The sequence below is a fragment of the Streptomyces sp. NPDC045899 genome (assembly GCF_056431485.1).
On the sequence record NZ_JBWKKP010000004.1, the window covers coordinates 1 to 19967 of the forward strand.

19 protein-coding genes are annotated in these 19967 nt (G+C 72.2%); 8 read left to right on the forward strand and 11 right to left on the reverse strand.

Translation table 11 applies throughout. The annotated features are described in order from the left end of the window. The 3 genes from AC07FT_RS06830 to AC07FT_RS06840 form a co-directional block, all read right to left on the reverse strand. A partial coding sequence (locus AC07FT_RS06830) for a putative T7SS-secreted protein (protein ID WP_479174548.1) occupies window positions 1–839 on the reverse strand: 839 nt, incomplete at its 3' end. Further along, entirely contained in the window at window positions 836–1402 is a 567-nt protein-coding gene (locus AC07FT_RS06835; RefSeq protein ID WP_479174550.1) for a hypothetical protein, read from the reverse strand. The genes AC07FT_RS06835 and AC07FT_RS06830, both read right to left, overlap by 4 nt. Further along, entirely contained in the window at window positions 1399–1746 is a 348-nt protein-coding gene (locus tag AC07FT_RS06840; protein WP_479174552.1) for an SseB family protein, read from the reverse strand. Before AC07FT_RS06840 ends, AC07FT_RS06835 begins: the two co-directional genes overlap by 4 nt. A 400-nt stretch (window positions 1747–2146) precedes the next feature. Here AC07FT_RS06840 and AC07FT_RS06845 point away from each other — a divergent pair, with 400 nt between their 5' ends. Continuing rightward, window positions 2147–3394, forward strand: coding sequence for a DUF1266 domain-containing protein (locus AC07FT_RS06845; protein WP_479174554.1), 1248 nt, complete (start codon window positions 2147–2149; stop codon window positions 3392–3394). Between the two features lie 56 nt (window positions 3395–3450). Here AC07FT_RS06845 and AC07FT_RS06850 read toward each other — a convergent pair whose 3' ends face one another. Next, the gene (locus AC07FT_RS06850; RefSeq protein WP_479174556.1) at window positions 3451–4071 is read right to left on the reverse strand and encodes a cyclodeaminase/cyclohydrolase family protein; all 621 of its coding nucleotides are present in this window, start codon (window positions 4069–4071) and stop codon (window positions 3451–3453) included. A 279-nt stretch (window positions 4072–4350) separates the two neighbouring features. Between AC07FT_RS06850 and AC07FT_RS06855 the strand changes: the two genes are divergently transcribed. Next, window positions 4351–5211 (forward strand): RICIN domain-containing protein, encoded by an 861-nt coding sequence (locus AC07FT_RS06855; RefSeq protein ID WP_479174557.1) that lies wholly within the window; start codon window positions 4351–4353, stop codon window positions 5209–5211. A gap of 13 nt (window positions 5212–5224) precedes the next feature. Here AC07FT_RS06855 and AC07FT_RS06860 read toward each other — a convergent pair whose 3' ends face one another. Together AC07FT_RS06860 and AC07FT_RS06865 are read right to left on the reverse strand one after the other, a co-directional pair. Then, entirely contained in the window at window positions 5225–5386 is a 162-nt protein-coding gene (locus AC07FT_RS06860; protein WP_479174559.1) for a hypothetical protein, read from the reverse strand. Window positions 5387–5531: 145 nt separating this feature from the next. Beyond that, the gene (locus AC07FT_RS06865; RefSeq protein WP_479175183.1) at window positions 5532–8276 is read right to left on the reverse strand and encodes a helix-turn-helix transcriptional regulator; all 2745 of its coding nucleotides are present in this window, start codon (window positions 8274–8276) and stop codon (window positions 5532–5534) included. Window positions 8277–8387: 111 nt separating this feature from the next. Between AC07FT_RS06865 and AC07FT_RS06870 the strand changes: the two genes are divergently transcribed. Together AC07FT_RS06870 and AC07FT_RS06875 are read left to right on the forward strand one after the other, a co-directional pair. Beyond that, entirely contained in the window at window positions 8388–9284 is an 897-nt protein-coding gene (locus tag AC07FT_RS06870; protein WP_479174561.1) for an MBL fold metallo-hydrolase, read from the forward strand. Continuing rightward, window positions 9275–10423, forward strand: a complete 1149-nt coding sequence (locus AC07FT_RS06875) for a carboxylesterase/lipase family protein (protein WP_479174563.1) — start codon at window positions 9275–9277, stop codon at window positions 10421–10423. The genes AC07FT_RS06870 and AC07FT_RS06875 overlap by 10 nt, the downstream gene beginning before the upstream one ends. Before the next feature lie 18 nt (window positions 10424–10441). On the opposite strand, the gene AC07FT_RS06880 is transcribed toward AC07FT_RS06875, so the two are convergent. From AC07FT_RS06880 to AC07FT_RS06890, 3 genes are all read right to left on the reverse strand, one after another. Continuing rightward, a complete protein-coding gene (locus tag AC07FT_RS06880) occupies window positions 10442–11440 on the reverse strand; it encodes an NAD-dependent epimerase/dehydratase family protein (RefSeq protein WP_479174565.1) in 999 nt (332 codons plus the stop codon). A 3-nt stretch (window positions 11441–11443) separates the two neighbouring features. Then, on the reverse strand, window positions 11444–12433 hold the full coding sequence (locus AC07FT_RS06885) for a Gfo/Idh/MocA family protein (protein ID WP_479174567.1): 990 nt from the start codon (window positions 12431–12433) through the stop codon (window positions 11444–11446). Between the two features lie 237 nt (window positions 12434–12670). After that, complete coding sequence (locus tag AC07FT_RS06890; protein WP_479174569.1) at window positions 12671–13219, reverse strand: TetR/AcrR family transcriptional regulator; 549 nt, start codon at window positions 13217–13219, stop codon at window positions 12671–12673. Window positions 13220–13393: 174 nt separating this feature from the next. Here AC07FT_RS06890 and AC07FT_RS06895 point away from each other — a divergent pair, with 174 nt between their 5' ends. Beyond that, window positions 13394–13675 carry an antibiotic biosynthesis monooxygenase gene (locus tag AC07FT_RS06895; RefSeq protein ID WP_479174571.1) on the forward strand — a complete coding sequence of 94 codons (282 nt, stop codon included), beginning with the start codon at window positions 13394–13396 and terminating at the stop codon, window positions 13673–13675. Between the two features lie 91 nt (window positions 13676–13766). Here the strand turns inward: AC07FT_RS06895 and AC07FT_RS06900 are convergent, their stop codons facing one another. Beyond that, window positions 13767–15005: an MFS transporter gene (locus AC07FT_RS06900; protein ID WP_479175184.1), complete on the reverse strand. Its 1239-nt coding sequence runs from the start codon at window positions 15003–15005 to the stop codon at window positions 13767–13769. A gap of 508 nt (window positions 15006–15513) precedes the next feature. Here AC07FT_RS06900 and AC07FT_RS06905 point away from each other — a divergent pair. Beyond that, the gene (locus AC07FT_RS06905; RefSeq protein ID WP_479175186.1) at window positions 15514–16413 is read left to right on the forward strand and encodes an SDR family oxidoreductase; all 900 of its coding nucleotides are present in this window, start codon (window positions 15514–15516) and stop codon (window positions 16411–16413) included. Window positions 16414–16461: 48 nt separating this feature from the next. Here the strand turns inward: AC07FT_RS06905 and AC07FT_RS06910 are convergent, their stop codons facing one another. Further along, on the reverse strand, window positions 16462–17343 hold the full coding sequence (locus AC07FT_RS06910) for a fructosamine kinase family protein (protein ID WP_471200713.1): 882 nt from the start codon (window positions 17341–17343) through the stop codon (window positions 16462–16464). A gap of 249 nt (window positions 17344–17592) precedes the next feature. Here AC07FT_RS06910 and AC07FT_RS06915 point away from each other — a divergent pair, with 249 nt between their 5' ends. Both AC07FT_RS06915 and AC07FT_RS06920 read left to right on the forward strand, forming a co-directional pair. Next, window positions 17593–18441: a class I SAM-dependent methyltransferase gene (locus AC07FT_RS06915; RefSeq protein ID WP_479174573.1), complete on the forward strand. Its 849-nt coding sequence runs from the start codon at window positions 17593–17595 to the stop codon at window positions 18439–18441. Between the two features lie 149 nt (window positions 18442–18590). Further along, window positions 18591–19961 (forward strand): phytase, encoded by a 1371-nt coding sequence (locus AC07FT_RS06920; RefSeq protein WP_479174575.1) that lies wholly within the window; start codon window positions 18591–18593, stop codon window positions 19959–19961. Window positions 19962–19967 lie beyond the last annotated feature (6 nt).

Below are 19967 nucleotides of genomic sequence, written 5' to 3' on the forward strand. Positions count from 1 at the left end.
TCGGGGGTGAGCTGCCCGGCGGCGCGGGCGGGATCGCGCTGCCACTCCTCCCAGTTCAGGGCGGCCTTGGCGAACTCCTTGGGATGGTCCACGGCGTAGGCGGCGCCGTCGGCCATGCCCGCCAGCTGGAGCATGGCGCCCCCGGGACCGCCTTCGACCAGGTCCTCGATGCCCTCGTACCAGCCGTAGACGGTCTCCCCCGCACCCCCGAAGAACCTCCCCGCACCCGACTTGAACGATTCCCAAGCCGACTTGGCCGGGGGAGTGTCGGGGGCATCCTTCGCGGCGGCGTCGAGTTTCTTCTTCGACGCGGTGACAATGAGCCGGAGTTCTTCCTCCAGCTTGTCCAGCCGCTTGTAGCACGCGTTGAGCGCACTCAGCCCCGGATCCTCCTCCGGCGGCCGCTCCGGCAGCGTCTCGTCCTTGCGGTCGACGGCCTCGTTGTACTTCGTCACCCGCTCCCAGTAACGCTTGGAGACAGCGCGGGCCTCATCCGCGTCCTCGATGACCGGCTTGACCTTCTTCTGCACCGACCGCAGCTTGTCCGCATAAGCATCCAGCGCACCGGCAGCCGAGGCGAAGTACTTCTGCGCCGCCTCCAGATGCTGCGGCAGTTTCTCGGTAGCGGTCTTGAAACCCTCATTCGCCGCACCCGTCCAGTTCATCAACGACAGATCGCTGAGCTGGTCCTCCCCATCCTTGAACGCCCCCGCATAAGCCCGCAGCGTGACCGCCAGAGCCTCAATCGACTTCGGCGAACCAGGAATCACATCCGACGGCTGCGCATGAGCGGGTATACGCTCGGCCGCCCCACCCTCCATGGCGTCCTTCTGCGTCACGCGATGGGCGCCTTTCCTCCGCCTTCGGTCACCCAGCCGGGATTGTCACCGTCGACGCGGTACCGCCCCGGGCCGGGGACGTCTCCGGTGACCGTGGTTCCGTCGTCGTCCATCCAGGGCTCCTGGTAGATCTCCGGTGGCGGATCGAACTTCGGGCGGTAGCCGTCCTTCCATGCCTCCATCCCGTGCTTGCCGAAGGGGAGTTTGGCGATGTTGTCCTCGGTCGGAGCGAAGTCCTTGATGCGCAGCAGGTCGGCCAGCATGTAGGCGGCGAGCACCTGTTGCAGTGTCTGCACCACGACCTTGGCCTGGTCGGCCACCCGGCCCATGCCGAAGCCCCAGGAATGGAGCATCTTCTCCGAGGAGGAGTAGATGTCGAACTCAGCGTCGTTGGCGATGGTCTCCGCCAAGCTCTTCCAGTCCTTCTTGATCTTCGCCGCGGCGAGGACCGACTCCTCCAGCGGAGTCAGCACCTTGCGTACCGAAGCGATCTCCACGCGGTAACCATCGCCCGGCGCCGGGCCGTCCCCGGCCGCTCCGCCTCCCTTGTCGTGGTCGGTCATCGGCCGTCCTCCGATGTCTGTCGCGCGGCGGTGCCGTCGCCCATGCCGCCCTCGTTGTCCAGGCCGGCCACGTCGTCCAGGGACCGTGCGTCCAACACCATCGTCTTCGGGCCCAGCGGGTCGACCAGGGCACGGACTCCCTCGGGGAGCAGCTCCAGTACGTCCTCGAGCGTCGTCGAAGCCCATGCGCAGACGCCCGCGAACAGCGCGAGCCGCTCCAGGGACGTGAAGACCGGTACGACCGGACCCTCCTGCGTCTCGGAGACCAAAAAGCCCGGCTCGTCCGGTCGTTGGAAGTACAGCCGGATCGAACGCACCGCTGTCAACCGTTCCGAACGAGACATCGAGGCAATCGCCTCATCGCGCACCAAATCGCGCAACGACATGTCTTTCCCCCGTATCACTCCGTCGCCACAGGCGCGAGAACACCTGTCGGACATCGTCCCACATGAGGACCCATGGGCCCTTCTGTGATTGCCACAACATGCCCTCTGACCACGGCTTCCTCGAGGGCGGCAACCGCGGGCCGAACGCGCCTGGAGCGGCCTCGTCCACCACGACGCCGGTCCGCGCCGTACGGTTCCCGAAGGTCCCGCAGCGACTTCCGAGTGGCGTATTTCGCATGGTGTCCCGTGCCCACGACGGCCGTGCGCCCCGTGCGCGGGCCGGGGCCCGGCTCCCCGTTACGCTACGAACCGATCTTGCAGGAGCCGGTTCGGGGCGGGACCGGAGGAAAGGAACCCCATGCACGTGGTGAACGAGGACGAACTCCACGACGAGTTCTTCCCGTCCATACCCTCCCCGGAGGACTCCGCCCGCTGGCAGGCACCCACCGATCTGGAACAGCACCTGTACAAGCTGAGCCGGCAGGACAACGGGTACGCCTATCTGCGCACGCTCGCCACCGAGGGGGTGTACTACCCGGTCCGGCTCGACCATGCCCGCGAGGCCGCCGAGGACGAGCATCCGATGATGACCGTCGACACCTCCGACGGCCGGGTGGTGGCGCAGGCGTACACCGCCGGCGTGCTGCCCCGGCCGCATCCGTACCTCGTCTACGAGTACGCCACGCTCGGCATGCTGGCCCATATCGTCCCCGGCCATGTGGACGTCCTCGTGGTCAACGCGGCCACCCCGTGCGAACAGTACTTCCTGACGGACGCCGATGAACGGGACGTCTGGCTCGACCTGCACACCGAGCTCTTCGCGCCGGACGACCTGATGGACCGGGTCATCACCCGGCGCACCAGGGTCCCCGGCCCCGGCCCGCTGCTGCACGGGCTGGCCTGCGGTGCCCACCTGTGCTTCCGCAACGGGGACGCCTGGAACACCGCGCACTGGCACGGTATGGGCTACCGGGGCGAGGTCGAGCGGATCTCCCGGGACTGGAGCGTGCACAACCGGGAGGACTGGCTGCGCGTCCAGGAAGAGCTCCTGGAGCGGGAGTTGAGCTCCTCCTTCTGGAACCACGTCCTGGAGGCGCGCACCATGCACCTCCGGGGCGCGAACGGCTCGACCGACCACTGGCGGGACTCTGTGGAGGCGTCACTGCGTGCCCGCGCCCGGCGGACCGGCACCCCCACCGACGACGCCCGCTTCAGGCGCCTGGTGGCGGAGGCGAGGGAGCTGGTGGGCGCGATCCTGCGCTACGAGGCCCGCTTCCGCGCGGACGGTCTGCTGCCGCCGGACGGGATCGTCCGCTCGGCCGCCGCCTGGGACATCGGCCGCGCGTCCAAGATGGCCCGCTGGGGTCTGGGCGCGCGGTACGCCACCGAGACCGAGGCGCACACCGCGCTGGAGCGCGCGTCCGCACGGGCCCGTACCGTCTATCGCTCGTGGGAGGAGTTCTCCGCCGGTTACATCCTCGGGCGGTGCCTCCACTTCGACGAGGAGCACTTCGGATCCTGGTACACCACCGTCCTCGACGCGCACCGGGAGCTGGCCACCGACCCCGACAGCCCCTGGCTGACGGTGCCGTTCAGCACGCCCTGACGGGCTCCCGGGGCGCCGTCGGTGTCCATGGCCCTCCGAGATGTAGCCGACGGACGTCACGCGGCGATCTGCTCGCGTACCGCGGCGGTCAGCCGTTCCGCACGGGCCACCAGGGTGGGGACCCGCGCCGCCGCCGCGGTCAGCTCTCCGTAGACGATCTCGTCCCGCACACCGCCGAGGTTGATCTCGACCCTGACCCTGGCGGTGGTGGCCGCGGCCCGCGCGGCCTCCGCCGCGGCGGCCACATCGCCGATGACGGTGCGGTTGGCCAGCGGCAGCAGTTCCTCCGCCAGTTCCACCACCACCTGCGCCACCCCGATCACCTCGGCCGGTGGTGTGGCCGCGGCCGCCAGCGCCCGGGCGGTCCCCACCGCTCGCGCGGCCCGTGCCTCATCGGTGTCCTGGGGCAGTTCGTGGGCCTCGGCCACCGCCGCGAAGGCCGCGGTGTCGGTCTCCGCCAGCCGCAGTGCGTCCTCGCGCAACCGGTCCGCCTCGGTGGCCACCCAGGCGACGGTGTCCCGGTGTTCGGCGTACTGCTCACCCATGCTGTGGCGGGCCACCCTCCCGACCAGCGCGGCGGCCTGCGCCGCGTGCAGCGCGGCGACGGCTCCGCCACCGGGTGCCGGTACCCGGGCGGCGAGTCGGGTCAGGAAGTCGTCGATCGTCCGATCACGCATGAACCCTTCGTCCTCCCGTCACGGAAACAGCCCATGTGCACCATCCGCTCCCGAATCCTCCCACGACGAGTCGCCGGGACGGGGCTCCCGCGGCCACCCGCGCCGGGCCGCGTAGGGCGATCCATGGACCGGCACTGGGCGCGGCGGGGTTGACCTGGTACAAAGGCCACTCGAAATCCGGCAACACCGCAAGACCGAGAAGAGGCACCACCCATGACGATGTGTCGATTCTGCGATGACCCGTCATGCTCCGGCGGCGCCGGATGCGAGGGGAGGTCGGTGTTCGAATCCGGTACCGCACCGGCTCCCGGGTCACCCGTCTTCCTGCCGTCGGCTCCGTCCCAGCCCGACCCCGACGCGGTGGCCGCGTTCGACCAGGAGCGAATACGGCCCTCCGGCACCCCGGGGCGACCCCGACGCGGTCGGACGGCGGGTCCCGGAGACCGGGAACACCGCCGTGCCGGCCGGGTGCGCGTCGTGGCCGTGGTCCTGGTCGCCGCCACCACCACCGTCGCCGTCCTCCTCTATCCGGACGAGGAGACACGTAACACCTCCTCCTCGCCGACCCGCGCCGCCACATCGGTGCCCAGCCTCCCGCGGGACACGGCTCCTGCGGCCACCACCTCGCCCAGCAGCCACCGGCCGTCGAAATCGCCGAGCCCGTCGGCCACACGGGCCAAGAAGGCGCCGCACCGGCGGTCCGCACCCACGGCGTCGAAGTCCCCCACACCCACCCACAGCAGTGCGCCCCGCGTCGCCGCGTACGCGTACGTCGGGGTCAGGTCGGGGCTCTGTGTCGATGTGCCGCACCAGGAGGGCATGCCGCTGCGCCTCGCGCCCTGCGCGGGTTCGAGCGGTCAGAAGTTCACCTACACGGAGGCGGGGGAGCTGCGGGTGTACGGGGACACCTGTGTGACGGCGACGGGGGACGAAGGCGCCCTGGGGGCACCGGTCGTCCTCGCCGGGTGCGGCGGCGGGGACCGCCAGCAGTGGCGGCTCGAGGGCGACGGCACCATCCGCCAGCACGGAACCTGTGTCGACGCGTTCAACGGATACAGCGACCCGGGGACACCGTTGCAGATGTGGGAGTGCGCGGCCTCCACCAACCAGCAGTGGACACGCACCGCACCGTCCGCCTGACGGATGGGCACCCTCAGCGGCCGTCGAGGACAAGGTGCAGCAGGGTGACCACGCCCACGCCGACCAGGAGTGCGGTCCCGAACGAGGGGTGCTCGAAGGCGATGTACACGGTGACGCCGCCCGCCAGCAGTAACAGCGCCATCCGCTGGTCCATACGACCGTTGTGACCGTTCATGAGCCGGAGCCCTCCCGAAGCGATACGGGCCCACCCGAAGGGCCGGGGTGCCTCATGGAGGGGAGAGCCGGTCCCGGCGGAACCATGACGCGGGTTCGACGTCCGACCTGGTGTGACGCTCGTCACCAGGGGAGCGGGTGGCCCGCTACACCCCGCAGCCGACCCCGGCGGACGATGCCTCGACCAGGTCCCGCAGCTGGGAACGGGCGGTCACCCCCAGCTTGGGGAAGCTCCGGTAGAGGTGGGAGCCGACCGTGCGCGGGGAGAGGAAGAGGCGCTCGCCGATCTCCCGGTTGCTCAGCCCCTGCGCGGCCAGCCGGATGATGTGCTGCTGCTGCGGGGTCAGTGAGGTGAGCGCGTCCGGTGCGGTGGGGGTGGAGTCGACCCCGGCGGCGCGCAGTTCGGCGTTGGCCCGGTCGATCCAGGGACGGGCGCCGAGGCGGCGGAACGTCTCCAGCGCTGTGTTCAGCCCGGTGCGGGCCTCGGTGACGCGGTGGCGGCGGCGCAGCCACTCGGCGTGGTCCAGGAGGATCTGCGCGTGTTCGAAAGGCCACTGGACCCCGGCGGGGTCACTCAGGGCCGCGTCGAAGTGCGGCTCGGCCCGGTCCGGTTCGAGCAGCGCACGGGCGCGGTGGAGGAGGATGCGCAGCCGCGGTGACGGATCGTCCGCGAGCCGTCCGGCGGTGCGTTCCACGATGGCGGCGGCCTCGGCGCCGTTGCCGGTGCGTACGGCCGCGGCCGCCAGTTCGGCGATCACGGGGAGGGAGCCGGCGTAGTGGACGGGGTCGCCATCGGCCGTGAACAGCAGCCGGAAGTGTTCGTACGCGGTCATCTGGTCGCCGTCGGCCACCGCCGCCATACCCAGGGCCCAGCGCGCGCGTACCGCGACCGCGCGGCTGCGGTGCGGATCGATCAGGGACAGTGCCGCCCCGGCACCGTCGCGGGCATCGGCGGTCTGCCCGGTGAGGGCCAGGACGGCGGAGTCCAGCGACCGTACGGCGGCGTCCAGGTGCGACAGCCCGGCCCCGGCGGACGTGCTGTTCGCGGCGGCGAGCCGGGCCTGCGCCCAGAGTCCGTGGTCCAGATAGGCCCATCCGGCCGAACAGCCCAGCCCGGTGGGCAGCGCGCCGCGCAACCGCCAGCGGTGGAGCGCGTCGTCGAAGATCCGTACCGCGAGGGCGGTCTCGTCCAGCAGCCAGGCCATGGCACCGAGCGAGGTGAGCACGGCCGGGTCCCCGCCCGCCCGTTCCATGAGTTCCGGGAGCGCGGCCACCCGCTCGGCCCTGCGCTCGGTGGGGTCGGTCACCGTGAGCGTCCACGGGTCGCCGCCGGCCCGTGCCCGCACCGCGAGCCGGTGTTCCTCGTGGCCGGAGTAGAAACCGGCCACGGACGCCGTGGCCACCGCGATCCGGCGCAACTCCGGGGCTTCCGCCGCCCGCAGCAGCGAGGACAGCGCGCCGTCGTGCTCGGCGGTCAGCGTGAGCACCTGCCCGACCCGCAGCGACGCCTCCGCCACCAGGGCCGGATCGTCGGTGAGCGCCGCCGCGCCCGCGGCGAGCTGACGCACCCAGCCCGGCTGCCCGGTGGAGGCCGCCGCACCGGCCGCGCCCACCAGACGGCGGGCCCGGTCGTACGCGCCGGGGCTCAGCCCGGCGGCGCGTTCCAGCGCGGTGGCGGCCGCGGTGTGGCCACCCCGCTCCAGGGCCCGGGTCGCGGCCCCCTCGAGCGCGGCGGCGATCTCCTCGTCCGGCTCCTCCGCGGCGGCGGCCAGATGCCAGGCACGGCGGTCGGGTTCCGCGGTGAGCGACGCGGCGAGCCTGCGGTGCGCCGCGCGCCGGTCGGCCAGCGGTACCGAGTGGTAGACGGCGGACCGGATCAGTGGATGGCGGAAGCGGGCCCGTCGGCCGCCACCCGCATCGCCGGTGATCTTCAACAGCCCGGCGGCCTCGGCCGGGGCCAGATCCTCGATCCGGCCCGGTACGGCCCGGTCGTCCGCCGCGACCAGGAGGAGTGCCCGCCGGGTGGCCTCGGGGAGCGTGTCGAGGTCGGCCGCGAAGAGCCGCAGCAGCCGGTCGGTGGGCGGCAGCAGCTCCTCGTCGGCGGTTTCCGTACCGCAGGCGCCGTACGCACGGGCCAGTTCGACCAGGGCCAGGGGATTGCCCGCGGCCTGGTCGAGGATGCGCAACCGGCGGCCGCCGGCGGGCGGATGCGGCTGCCGGTCCAGCAGGAGGCCCGCGGCGGCGGTGTCCAGCGGAGCCAGCGGAAGTGTGGGGAACCCGGCGAACGGCGCCGTGGCCGCGGCCCCCGCGGCCGTGCCGGCGCCCGTGGGGCTCCTGGTCCCGGCGAGCACCGTGAGGGGTTCGTCGTGGATGCGGCGGGCGGCGAAGGCCAGTGTCTCCAGTGTGCCGGTGTCGACCCACTGCATATCGTCGACGACCACGAGGAGGGGGGAGCGGCGGGCGAGTTCGGAGAGCAGGGCGAGGAGCGCCACACCGAGCAGCAGTCGGCCGGGCGGTCCTGACCTCGCGGATTCCCCGGCCACGGCGCGTCCGGTGCCGGTGCCCTCCGGGTCCAGCGTCGGGCCGCCCGGGCCAGGGGCCGTGCCGTCCGGGGCCGCGTCCATCAGCCCCATCGCGCCCAGCAGCGCGGACCGCTGTCGCGCGGGCAGTGAGGCCGTCTCGTCCAGCACCGGTCGCAGCAGCTGGTGCAGCCCCGCGAACGGCAGGTCCACCTCGCTCTCGCTGCCCGTCATCCGCAGCACCCGGCCCCGGTGCCGGTCCGCCGCGAGGTGCAGCAGTGTGCTCTTGCCCGCGCCCGGTTCGCCCGTCAGGATCAGAACACCGCTGGTCAACCCGAGCACGGCCGCGCTTTCGCTCTCCCGCCCGACCATGGTCACCGTTCGACTCTAACCCGCGCCCCGCCGCACGCCGTCCGACTGCGTCCCACAGGTGCAGTCGGATGACTGATGCCTTGGCCACCGGTGCTGTCGCAGGCTGGGGGCATGGACACCATCACCCTGGGAAACGTGGAGATCACCCGTGTGGTCGAGCTGCCCACCAAGGGCCTCGCACGCGATTTCATCTTCCCCGACGTGGGCATCGAGCACTGGCGCGCCCATGAGCACTGGCTGGCACCGGAGTTCCTCGACCCCGGCGCCGACGAGATCCGCACGATGATCCAGTCCTGGCTGATCCGCAGCGAGGGCAGGACGATCCTGATCGACACCGGTATCGGCAACGGCAGGGAGCGCCCCGCCATGCCGGTCTTCCACCATCTGAACACCGACTACCTCGGCAATCTGGCCGCTGCGGGGGTCCGTCCCGAGGACGTCGACACGGTGATCTGCACCCATGTGCACGGCGACCACGTCGGCTGGAACACCCACCGGGTGGACGGCGCCTGGCAGCCCACCTTCCCCAACGCCGAGTACGTGATCTCACGCGCCGACTTCGACTACTGGAACCCGGCGAACGGCCACCGGACCCGCTCCGGCGACCGGATGGCGAACGTCTTCGAGGACAGCGTCACTCCCGTCCACCAGGCCGGACAGACCGTGCTCTGGGAGGGTGACCACCACGACGTCGGCGGTGGGCTGCGGATCGAGCTCGCACCCGGCCACACGCCCGGTTCCGCCGTCGTCTGGCTCGGCTCCGGTACGGACCGTGCGGTGTTCGCGGGCGATCTGCTGCACAGCCCCCTGCAGATCGTCGAGCCGGACTGCTGCCCGTGCTTCGACGAGGACGAGGCGGGAGCCCGTGTCTCCCGGCGCAGGGTGCTGGAGGAGGCCGCAGACCGGGGCGCCCTGCTGTTCCCGGCGCACTTCCCCGGTCCCGGCGGGGCCGAAGTGCGGCGCGAGGGCTCGCGGTTCGCGGTCAAGGAGTGGGCGGCGTGGCGGTGAGGGTGTTCCGCAACATCCCGTACGCGGCGGCCCCCACCGGTGCCGCCCGGTTCGCCGCCCCGGTCCCCGTGGACGGGGTTCCCGGCGCCGACGGACCGGGGCCGACCGCCCCGGCGCCCGACCGGAGCTTCGCACTCGATCTGAGCCCCGTCGTCGGACCGGGCTGGGTGCGTGGCGAGGACTATCTGACGCTGAACGTCTGGACACCACGGACCGGCCGCGAGACACCGCGCACCGACCGCGGGGCACCGGTGATGGTGTTCGTGCACGGCGGCGGTTTCGTCTCCGGCACCGGCCAGGCACCGCTGTTCGACGGTACGTCCTTCGCCCGTGACGGTGTCGTCCTGGTGACGCTCAACTACCGCCTCGGCGCACCGGGTTGGATCGACCTGCCGGACGCGCCGCGCAACCGGGGCCTGCTCGACGTGATCGCGGCCCTGCGCTGGGTGCGGACCCATATCGCGGAGTACGGCGGGGACCCCGGCCGCGTCACGGTGTTCGGGCAGTCGGCCGGCGCGATGATCGTCAGCGCGCTGCTGGTGACGTCCGAGGCCGCCGGGCTGTTCCACCGCGCGATCAGTCAGAGCGGTGGTCTGCACACGCTCACCGGCGAGGAAGCGGCCGAGACCACCCGGGCGCTGGCCGACCGGCTGGGGGTGCCGCCGACCGCCGGGGCGTTCGCGGCCGTCCCCGACGAACGGCTGGTGTCCGCGCTCGCCGGGGTGCCGGGGAGGGGGTCGCGGCTGTCCCCGCTGGGTGTGGTGATGGACGAGCCCGGACCGGCGCTGCCGGCCGATGTGCTGGTGGGGACCAATACCGAGGAGTCCCGGCTCTACCAGCGGCCGGAGCACACCGCGGCCATCGACGCGATGTTCCGCGACGCCCGGAACCGTCTGGTGGCCCGGTACGACGGGGCGTCCACCTACGACTTCGACTGGCGTGGCGGCCCGCTCGGCGCCTGCCACACCGCGGAGCTCCCCTTCGTGTTCGACACCACGGAACTGCCCGCCCTCCGTACCGCCGACGGCCTCCTGGGACCGGACGTCCCGGCCGCGCTCGCCGCGGAGATGCACGGTGCCTGGGTGCGGTTCGCGACGACCGGTGACCCCGGCTGGTCGGGCCACCGCACCTTCCGCTAGAGCCCCGCTTTCCGGCTCCTACAGGGGCCGTGGCCGGTACGCCTCGATGAGCTGGTCGGTCAGGGCGTTGATGCGGTCGTCGACCGTCCGGCGGGCGGGATCCTCGTCGTACCAGGCGACGATCTCGCGCGCGCCCCGGGAGAACGGGATCCGGGCGGTGAAGTCCGGCACGATGGTGCGGATCTTGGAGTTGTCGAACACCATCGAGTGGGTCTTGTCGCCGAGCAGTTCCTCACCCCAGCGGCTGTCGGCGGCGGCGATGGCGTCGGACGGTATGTGCACCAGCCGTGGTTCGACGCCCGCGGCCTCGGCCATGGTCAGATAGATCTGATTCCAGGTCAGCGCCTCGTCCCCGGTGATGTGGAAGGTGTCGCCGAGGGTCTCCCGGTGTCCCAGGAGCCCGGTGAACGCACGGGCGAAGTCGGTGTGATGGGTGAGCGTCCACAGTGAGGTTCCGTCGCCGTGCACCATGACCTCCTGGCCGCGCCGCATCCGGTCCACCACCGTCCAGCCGCCGTCGAAGGGGACCGCGGTGCGGTCGTAGGTGTGCGACGGACGGACGACCGTGACGGGGAAGCCCTGATCGCGGTAGGCCCTGGTGAGCAGGTCCTCACACGCGATCTTGTCGCGGGCGTACGCGGAGAAGGGGTTGCGCAGTGGGGTGGACTCGACGATCGGCAACCGGTGGGGCGGCGTCTGGTAGGTGGCCGCCGAGCTGATGAACACGTACTGGCCGGTGCGTCCGCCGAACAGGTCGATATCGGCCTGGACATGCTCGGTGGTGAAGTTCAGGAAGTTCACCACGACGTCGAACTCGTGGCCGCGCACGGCGGCGCGTACCGACTCCGGGTCGCGGGCGTCGGCCGTGAGGGTGTGCGCCCAGGTGGGGACACCCCGGAGCGAGCTGCTGTTGCGGTTGAGCAGATACAGCTCGGCGCCGAGCTCGGCGGCCCGCCGGGCGCAGGCCGAGCTGATGACACCGGTACCGCCGATGAACAGGACCTTGAGACCGTTCACTTGTCACTCCCCGGGGAACCGGTTGCCCACCGTGCGGCGGATCTCGTCGAGGGTGCGCATGATGCGCAGTGTCTCGTCCAGCGGCATCAGCGCGGATTCCGTACGCCCTTCCGCCACACACCGCGCCACCTCCGCGGCCTCGAAGCACAGTCCGCCGTCCGGCCGGGGCGGGGTGTACACGTCCAGCACCTCGTTGTCCCGGCCGATCAGACGGACCGGGGTGGGCGCGTAGAAGTCCCCGTCGAGTTCCAGGCGGGCCCGGGTGCCCGTGATGGTCGCGGTGGTGGGGGTGCGCGCGAAGAGGGTGGTGTTCAGCAGGGCGTGGGCCCCGGCGGCGTTGGTGGCGACGATGGACACCTGGCCGTCGACGCCGGTGAAGGCCGCGGTGCCGACGGCGGACACCGTGGCGAACTCGCCGAGCACCAGGGACGCGAACGACACCGGGTAGACGCCCAGGTCGAGCAGAGCGCCACCGGCGAGCGCCGGTGCGTACAGCCGGTGGGTCGCGTCCGGCACCATGTACTGCCCGTGGTCGGCCACGACCGTCCGGATCTCACCGAGGGCACCGGAGTCGAGCACCTGCCGGACGACGTCGATATGCGGCAGGAAGCGGGTCCACATCGCCTCCATGAGGAAGACGCCCCGCTGCCGCGCCGCGGCGATCAGTCGCGCCGCCTCCTCCGCGTTGCGGGTGAACGCCTTCTCCACCAGGACGTGCTTGCCCGCCTCGATGGCGTTCAGCGCGTGGCTGAGGTGCTCGGAGTGCGGCGAGGCCACATAGACCACCTCGACACGGCTGTCCCCGAGGAGGTCGTCATAACTCCCGTAGGCGTGCGGTATGCCGAAACGGGAGGCGAAGGCACGGGCCCGGCCGAGGTCGCGCGAGGCGACCGCGACAATGCGCTGCGCCGTGTGGCTTTGCAGTGCGTCGGTGAATGAGGAGGCAATACCGCCGGGTGCGATGACACCCCAGCCGAGACTGGGGACTTTCATCGGGTCCGGGGTACGTGGCGGAGGCAGTGACCGGTCGCGCGATTCATCGCGGCCTTGTTCGTCGGCGTGGAGAAGACTCGTCACGGGCCCACCCTCCTGTGAAAAAGGAAAACGCCGGTGATGCCGTGTGTACGTGCGCTCTCCGGCCGGCGGTGTTCACCCAATCCGATGTCTCCCGGCCGGCGCAACCCCCTTCCGGGGACCGGGATCGCATCCCGGCCGGGACGCCGGGCCGGATCAGCTCCTGATCAGCTTGACCGCGAGTTCGTAGACCTCTTCACGGCTGCGGTCCCCGTGATCGGCGGCCAGGAAGTGATTACCGACCACGAGCGAGAAGGAGAGCATGCAGCGCGCCTCGACCTCGTCCTCGTCGTCGTAGCGCTCGCGGAACAGGGAGCGCAGATAGTCCAGCCGCCGGTTGTCGACGCGGCGCAGCCGGTCGGCGACCGCCCGGTCCCGCCGGGCCCAGTCGCGGACCGCGAGGTCGATCGCCAGCAGCCGGCCGCCGGAGGCCAGCTCACCGGCCTTCCGCATCCTGGCCTCGGTGTCACCGCCCTCGTGCTCGACGCGTGCGAGCAGATCGTCGACGCTTTCGCGCTCCCAGGTGTCGAGCATCTCCTCCAGCAGGGCGCTCCGGTCGGCGAAGTAACCGTAGAAGCCGCCCTTGGTGACCCCGAGGGATTTCGCGAGCGCTTCGACACGGACGGCATCGGGACCGCCGTCGGCGAGTGCCCGCAGTCCGGTCTCGATCCATTTCCCGCGAGGCGTTCGGGTTTCGGCGCCCATGGCTCTTCCCGTCCCTGTTCCTGGTATCCGTCCGTGTGCCGGTATCCGGCGGTCCCGCCGGGCGCCGCCATGTGCTATACGGTACCGTATATATGGCGCCGTCGGAGGCCCCAGAAGGCCGCCGGTGGCTGCCACCACGGCTTCATCTGCTGATATCTGCCTGAGGAGAACAGCGTGAAAGCATGTCTCGTGGCATTCCACTATCCGCGGGCCGCGCACCGGGAAGAGTTCATCGACCGCGTCCACCGCGTCGCCGAGGTGTTCCGGGATTCCCCGGGGTGCCTGTCGGCCGAGTGCTGGGTGAATGATGACGCGGTGGTGTCCACGGTGCGCTGCGAATCCGCGGCGGCGCTGGATTCGGCGCTTTCCGCGGTGACGGCGAAGGCGGGGGCCGACGTCGTTTTCGACGAGCGTGAAGAACGCCCCCGCGAGATCTTCCAGCTGATGTCGCCCTGAGGGTGCCCCGTTCCCGGCGAAGGGCCGAGCCGACCGGTGCGGCGCTATTCTCCGCGTGCCACCGGTCGGCGTCAGGACCAGCCAGGAAGGGTCAGGACGCCAGGGAAGCGCCCGCCCGGTCCAGAGCGATACGCCGTGCACGCGGTGCGATCCGGCCGCGCAGCGCGACCACGGTCAGCAGGGCCAGCGCGGTACCGCCCAGCGGCACGGTGAAGGCCATGCTCGCGCCGAAGCCGTCCGCCACCTGCCCGGCCACCGTCACGGCGGTGGCCTGCCCCAGCGCCACCGAGCCGGTCAGCCAGGTGAACGCCTCCGTGCGCGAGGTGGCCGGAACCAGGGACTCGACCAGGGTGTATCCGGTGATCAGCGCCGGGGCGATGCACAGTCCGACCAGCAGTCCGAGCCCGCCGAGCGCCAGCGGGGCGTGCACCGCCCACAGGGTCGAGCAGGCCAGCGCCAGCGCGGCGTAGGACACCAGCAGCCGTCGCTGCGGCGAGGTACGCCACGCGATGGCCCCGCAGGCCACGCCCGCGAGCATGTTGCCCGCGGCGAACGTCCCGTACAGCACACCGTTCAGACCCGGTTGGCCGAGCTCCTCGGTGAAGGCCGTCAGGGCCACCTGCATTCCCCCGAAGACCGAGCCGATGCCGAGGAACGCCACGGCCAGGACCCGTACGCCCGGTACGGACAGGGCGGAGGCACGCCGCTCACCGGTGCCCCGCGCGGCCGCGTTCACCGGCGGCGCGGTACGCCGCTGGGCCGCGAAGAGCAGCCCGCCCGCCAGGGTCAGCGCCGCCTCCGCGATCAGCCCGGAGGCCGGATGCACCCCGGTGCTCAGGGCGGTCGCCAGTACGGGTCCGATGACGAATGTCAGCTCGTCCGTCACCGACTCGAACGCCGCCGCCGTCGCCAGCAGCGGACTGCGCCGCCCGTCCGGCCCGGAGCCGTCCCCCAGCGTGGCCGCCCAGCGGGCCCGCACCATGGGGCCGACCTGCGGTACGGAGGCGCCCGTCGGCACCGCGGCGGCGAACAGCGCCCACAGCGGTGCGTGTCCCAGCGCGAGCGCCGTCAGCAGTCCCGCGGACGCGGCGTGGATCAGCACCCCGGGGACCAGGACCGCGCGCTGTCCGTAGCGGTCGGCCAGCTTGCCGCCCTGCGGGGCGAACAGCGCCATGGAGACACCGGTGACCGCCGCCACCGCACCGGCCACACCGTAGGAACCGGTGGTGTGGCGCAGCAGCAGCACGATGCTGATGGTGAGCATCGCGAACGGCTGCCGGGCGGCGAAGCCCGGCAGCAGGAACGTCCACGCGCCGGGTGTGCGCAGCAGTTGTCCGTATCCGGGGCGGGCGGGCGGCTCGGGCCGCTCGGCGGGCTCGGGACGCCGGACAGGAGGGGTGGTGGAGACCGCGGTTGCCACGGCCAGGCCCTTTCTGCCGCCTGGTAGCGCACCCGAGCGTCATCGCGGAGTGCGCCGAGAGCTGTCCTCTCGCGCAGGACCGGGGTAGATACCGGGTCCGCGCCGAAAGGGGGCAGAAGGACCGCGGCCGCCGAGCGGTCGCGCCAGCTCTGCATCAGGCAGAGTGGTTCGTTGCTTGCCGTCTCATAGTACAGGGGAACCCGGCGCCGACCTGCGGTGTATCCGGGCCGTGGAGGACCTGTGACGGTTCTCACCGGTGCCGTCACCGGCGCCCCTCCCGGCCCCCGCCCTCCGTTCCGGGGACGCCTCGCCGTGCCACACTCGTCGGGTGAGCCGATCACTCGATCACGACGGGCACCTCGCGGACGACGGGCATACGGCACAGGCGGTCCACGGGACACACGGCGGGTCCGGCGCGCTGCGCGGACGGGTCGCCGTCGTCGCGGGAGCGACCCGTGGCGCCGGACGCGGTATCGCCGCCGCGCTCGGCGAGGCCGGTGCGACCGTCGTCTGTACCGGCCGCACCAGTGTGACGGGCAGCGGCGGATCGGACTACGACCGCCCCGAGACCATCGAGGGGACCGCCGCACTCGTGACCCGGCTCGGCGGCACCGGGGTCGCCGTCCGGACCGACCACCTCGACCCCGGGCAGGTCCGTCGGCTGGCCGAGCGCGTGCGCCGCGAACACGGCGCCATCGATGTGCTGGTGAACAACATCTGGGGTGCCGAACGGCTCAAGGGCGGCCCCGCCGACTGGAACACCCCGATCTGGAACCACCGTCTCGACGACGGACTGCGCATCCTCCGGCTCGGCCTCGAAACACACCTGATCACCTCGCACCATCTGCTGCCGCTGCTGATCGGGAAGCCGGGCGGTCTGCTGGTCGAGGTGACCGACGGCACCGCCGCGTACAACGCCGGGCGGTACCGCATCTCGGTCTTCTACGACCTGGTCAAGACCTCGGTGAACCGGCTGGCGTTCTCCCAGGGCCATGAACTCGCGCCCTACGGGGCCACCGCGGTCGCCCTGACGCCCGGCTGGCTGCGGTCGGAGATGATGCTCGACAACTACGGTGTGGCGGAGGAGAACTGGCGCGATGCGCTCGCCCCCGAGCGGGGCGGGGGACTGCCGACCGCCCCCGAGGGCTTCGCGTCCTCCGAGTCGCCGCGCTACGTCGGCCGGGCCGTCACCGCGCTGGCGGCGGACCCCGAACGGGCCCGGTGGAACCAGCAGTCGGTCAGCTCCGCTCAGCTCGCCCGGGAGTACGGGTTCACCGACGTCGACGGCGCCCGGCCGGACGTCTGGGACAGCCACTGAACGGGCGCCGGTGAACGGGCACCCACCCGGCGTGGCGAGCCCGCGGTCTCACCGCGCCACGGCCGCCCCGGCCACCGCGAGCGCCCGCTCGGCATAGCCGCGGCCGAACAGCACCGTGTGCACCAGCAGCGGGAAGAGCTGGTGCAGTCCGACGCGCTCCCGCCAGCCGTCGGCGAGCGGTGCCGCCTCCTGGTAGCCCTCCAGCACCCGGTCCAGATACGGGCAGCCGAACAGGTCGAGCATCGCCAGATCGGTCTCCCGGTGTCCGCCGTGCGCGGCCGGGTCGATCAGCCAGACCCGTCCGTCGGCACCCCACAGCACATTGCCGCTCCACAGGTCGCCGTGCAGCCGGGCGGGCGGCTCGGCCGGGCCCGCCAGCTCCGGCAGCCGCGCACAGACGCGTTCGACCACCTCGGCCTCGGCGGGGCGTACCGTGCCGTCGTCGACCGCGCGGCGCAGATACGGCAGCACCCGCCGCTCGGCGTACCAGCGCGGCCAGTCCGTGCCCGGCACATTGCGCATCGGGGCCAGCCCGATGTACGCGTCCTCGGGGCCGTCGGGCGGCGGTGCGCCGAACGCGGACGCACCGGAGGTGTGCAGGGCGGCCAGCTCGCGGCCGAACCGCGCGGCCGCTCCGGTGTCCGGCGGGCCGGTCGGCACCCGTTCGGTGACCAGCCAGCGCCCGTCGTGGCCGTACACCGCCGGAACGCGGACCGTACCGGCGCCGGCCAGCCAGCGCAGCCCCGCCGCCTCGGCCCGTACCGCGCCGGGGCCGTCGGCGCGCTTGACCATGACCACCTGTCCGTCGCCCAGCACGACTTCGGTGAGCGCGCCCGACAGCGGACGCTCAGCGGTCACCCGGCGGCCGGTGAACCGCCCGGCCGCCGCACCCGGGCCCCCGCTCTCCCCGGCTCCCGCGCGGGCGGTCATACGGCGGCCGGCGTGGCGGACGGTGACCGGCAGGCGTTGCCGGTACGGACGAAGCAGAGGTGCACGGGGACCAGCGTAGGGGGACCGGGCCGTCGGCCACGAGCCCTCCGGCGCGCGCCGCCCGTCGCGAGTCGTCCGCCACGACAGGAAGGGCTGCGGCGGCTCGGCCACAATGGAGGGGAGGGGGCCAGCCGCTCGCGGCGGCCGTTCGCGGCCGGCGGGGCGCCACCCGGAGGCGGTGACCGACCCATGTGCGCAGACCCCCGGCCCGGTGCGCGGCACCCCGGGCCCGCCATGACGGGCTACTACGGCCAGGAGGTGTTCCCGCCCGAGCGGACCGGCGAGGACGACCGGATCGATCTCGGCGCGCTCACCTACGACAGCGTGACCCGGGCCCGCCTGCGGCACCTGGGCGCCGGGCCCGGATGGCGCTGTCTCGACGCGGGCGCGGGGACCGGCACCGTCGCCAGATGGCTGCTGACCGAGGCCGGTGTCGACTCCGTGCTCGCCGTCGACCGCGACCCGCGTTTCCTGACCGCCCACCCCGCCCCCGGGCTCGAGGTCATGGAGGCGGACATCACCGCGCCGGAGTTCGACCCGGGCCGCTTCCACCTGGTCCACGCCCGCTTCGTGCTGATGCATCTGCCCGCGTGGCGCCGACTGATCGGCAAGCTCGCACAACTGCTCGCACCCGGCGGGGTGTTGGTGCTCGGCGATGCCATCGACCTGACCACCGCGACCACGCCCCCGACGCCGTACACCAGGGCCATGGCCGCCATGTGGCAGGGGTTGCGCGACACCATCGGCACCGATGTCTCCTGGGTGGCCGAATACCCCCGACTGCTGCGCAGCGTGGGGCTCACCTCCGTCGCCGCCGAGATCCATGTGCCGCCCCTGGTCCCCGGCAGCCCCATCAGCCGCTTCTGGGCGGAGACCTGGAACCGGGCGAGGGAGGCGATGGTGGCCACCGGCCACGTGGACGACGCCGGGGTCGACGCGGCCATCGGCTATCTCGACTCGCCCCACTGCGCCGCGCTGTCGGCCGGGATGATCACAGCCTGGGGCACCAGGCCCGGCCCCGGCGCGGCCGCACGGTGACCCCGGCCGCACGTCCCCTGGCGTAAGGCGGCGCCCACGTTCACGGTGCCCACGGGACTCCCGTTGCCCATGGTTGTGGAGATGTTCACCCAACCCCCCTACGCTCCCGGTGTTTTGTCCGTGATCCGGCAACACATCCGAGGAGAGCCGTGAGATCTGCCATCCGCAGAACCGCTCACCGCACCGCCCCCCGCTCACGACGGACCACCGTCCTCGCCACGTTCGTCGTCCTCGCCTGCGCGTCGACCGCGGCGGCGGCCGGGGACCCCCGGCCGCCGGAGGTGGCCGCCACCGTGGAGACCCCGGCCGTCCACGACGACGCCGCCGGTGGCAAGGCCAACGCCGACGATCCCGCCGTATGGGTCGACCCCGACCAGCCCGGCCGCAGCCTCGTCATCGGTACCCTCAAGCAGGGCGGGCTGGACATCTACGGACTCGACGGCGCCCGGATCCAGCACATCGCCGCGCCACCGGCGCCAGGTGACGACGCGGCACCCGGCCGCTTCAACAACGTGGACATCGTGTACGGCTTCGAACTCAACGGCGAGAAGACCGACCTGGCCCTCGTCAGCGACCGTGGCCGGGACCGGATCCGGGCCTATGCCATCGACGGCGCGGCCCTCGCCGACGGGAAGGCACCGCTGCGCGATGTCACCTCCGATGAGGTCGCACCGGTCTTCGCCGGGAGCGAGGCGGAGGTGGACGAACAGCACACCGCCTACGGGCTGGCCGCCTACAGCCACGACGGGGACGCCTACGCGGTGGTGTCCCAGCGCGCCGAGACCCGGATGGCGCTGCTGAAGCTGACGGACGACGACGGCAAGGTCGGCTACAAGAGCGAGGACAGCGTCGGCCTCCCGGGGACGTTCACCCTCCCCGACCACAAGAAGTGGACCCCGTGCGCGGATCCCGGGGAGCACGCACAGGTCGAGGGCATGGCGGTCGACCAGGAGGAACACATCCTCTACGCGGCCCAGGAGGACATCGGCCTGTGGCGGGTGGACCTGGACGACGAGGAGTTCGGCAAGCCCGCGCTCATGGACAAGGTGCGCGAGTACGGGGTGCCGTGGACGTATGACACCGAGGAGGAGGAGTGCGTGATCGACACCTCCGCCGACCCCGGCTACGGCGGTCGCCACCTCGCCGCCGACGCCGAAGGGGTCACCGTCTACCACGCGAAGGACGGCGGGGGATACGTCCTCGCCTCCAGCCAGGGTGACAGCACCTTCGCCGTCTACCGCCGGGACGGGGACAACGCGTGGGTGGGCTCGTTCACCGTGACCGACAGCCGGGCCACCGACGGTGTGCAGCACTCGGACGGCTCCACCGTGGTGAACGTGCCCCTCGGGGACCGCTTCCCCCAGGGGATGTGGGTGTCCCAGGACGGTGAGGCCACACCGGCGGACGGGGACCGGGAGAGTACCGGCTACAAGTTCGTGCGGTGGGACGCGGTGGCATCGGCCTTCCCCGGCCGGCTGCTGGTGGACACCACGTCGTTCGACCCCCGCGACACGGACTGACCGGCC

Coding starts and splice junctions, on each gene's coding strand:
- AC07FT_RS06835 (WP_479174550.1), bottom strand. CDS start 1,402: ATGACCGACCACGACAAGGGAGGCGGAGCGGCCGGGGACGGCCCGGCG.
- AC07FT_RS06840 (WP_479174552.1), bottom strand. CDS start 1,746: ATGTCTCGTTCGGAACGGTTGACAGCGGTGCGTTCGATCCGGCTGTAC.
- AC07FT_RS06845 (WP_479174554.1), top strand. CDS start 2,147: ATGCACGTGGTGAACGAGGACGAACTCCACGACGAGTTCTTCCCGTCC.
- AC07FT_RS06850 (WP_479174556.1), bottom strand. CDS start 4,071: ATGCGTGATCGGACGATCGACGACTTCCTGACCCGACTCGCCGCCCGG.
- AC07FT_RS06860 (WP_479174559.1), bottom strand. CDS start 5,386: ATGAACGGTCACAACGGTCGTATGGACCAGCGGATGGCGCTGTTACTG.
- AC07FT_RS06865 (WP_479175183.1), bottom strand. CDS start 8,276: ATGGTCGGGCGGGAGAGCGAAAGCGCGGCCGTGCTCGGGTTGACCAGC.
- AC07FT_RS06870 (WP_479174561.1), top strand. CDS start 8,388: ATGGACACCATCACCCTGGGAAACGTGGAGATCACCCGTGTGGTCGAG.
- AC07FT_RS06885 (WP_479174567.1), bottom strand. CDS start 12,433: ATGAAAGTCCCCAGTCTCGGCTGGGGTGTCATCGCACCCGGCGGTATT.
- AC07FT_RS06890 (WP_479174569.1), bottom strand. CDS start 13,219: ATGGGCGCCGAAACCCGAACGCCTCGCGGGAAATGGATCGAGACCGGA.
- AC07FT_RS06910 (WP_471200713.1), bottom strand. CDS start 17,343: ATGACCGCCCGCGCGGGAGCCGGGGAGAGCGGGGGCCCGGGTGCGGCG.
- AC07FT_RS06915 (WP_479174573.1), top strand. CDS start 17,593: ATGTGCGCAGACCCCCGGCCCGGTGCGCGGCACCCCGGGCCCGCCATG.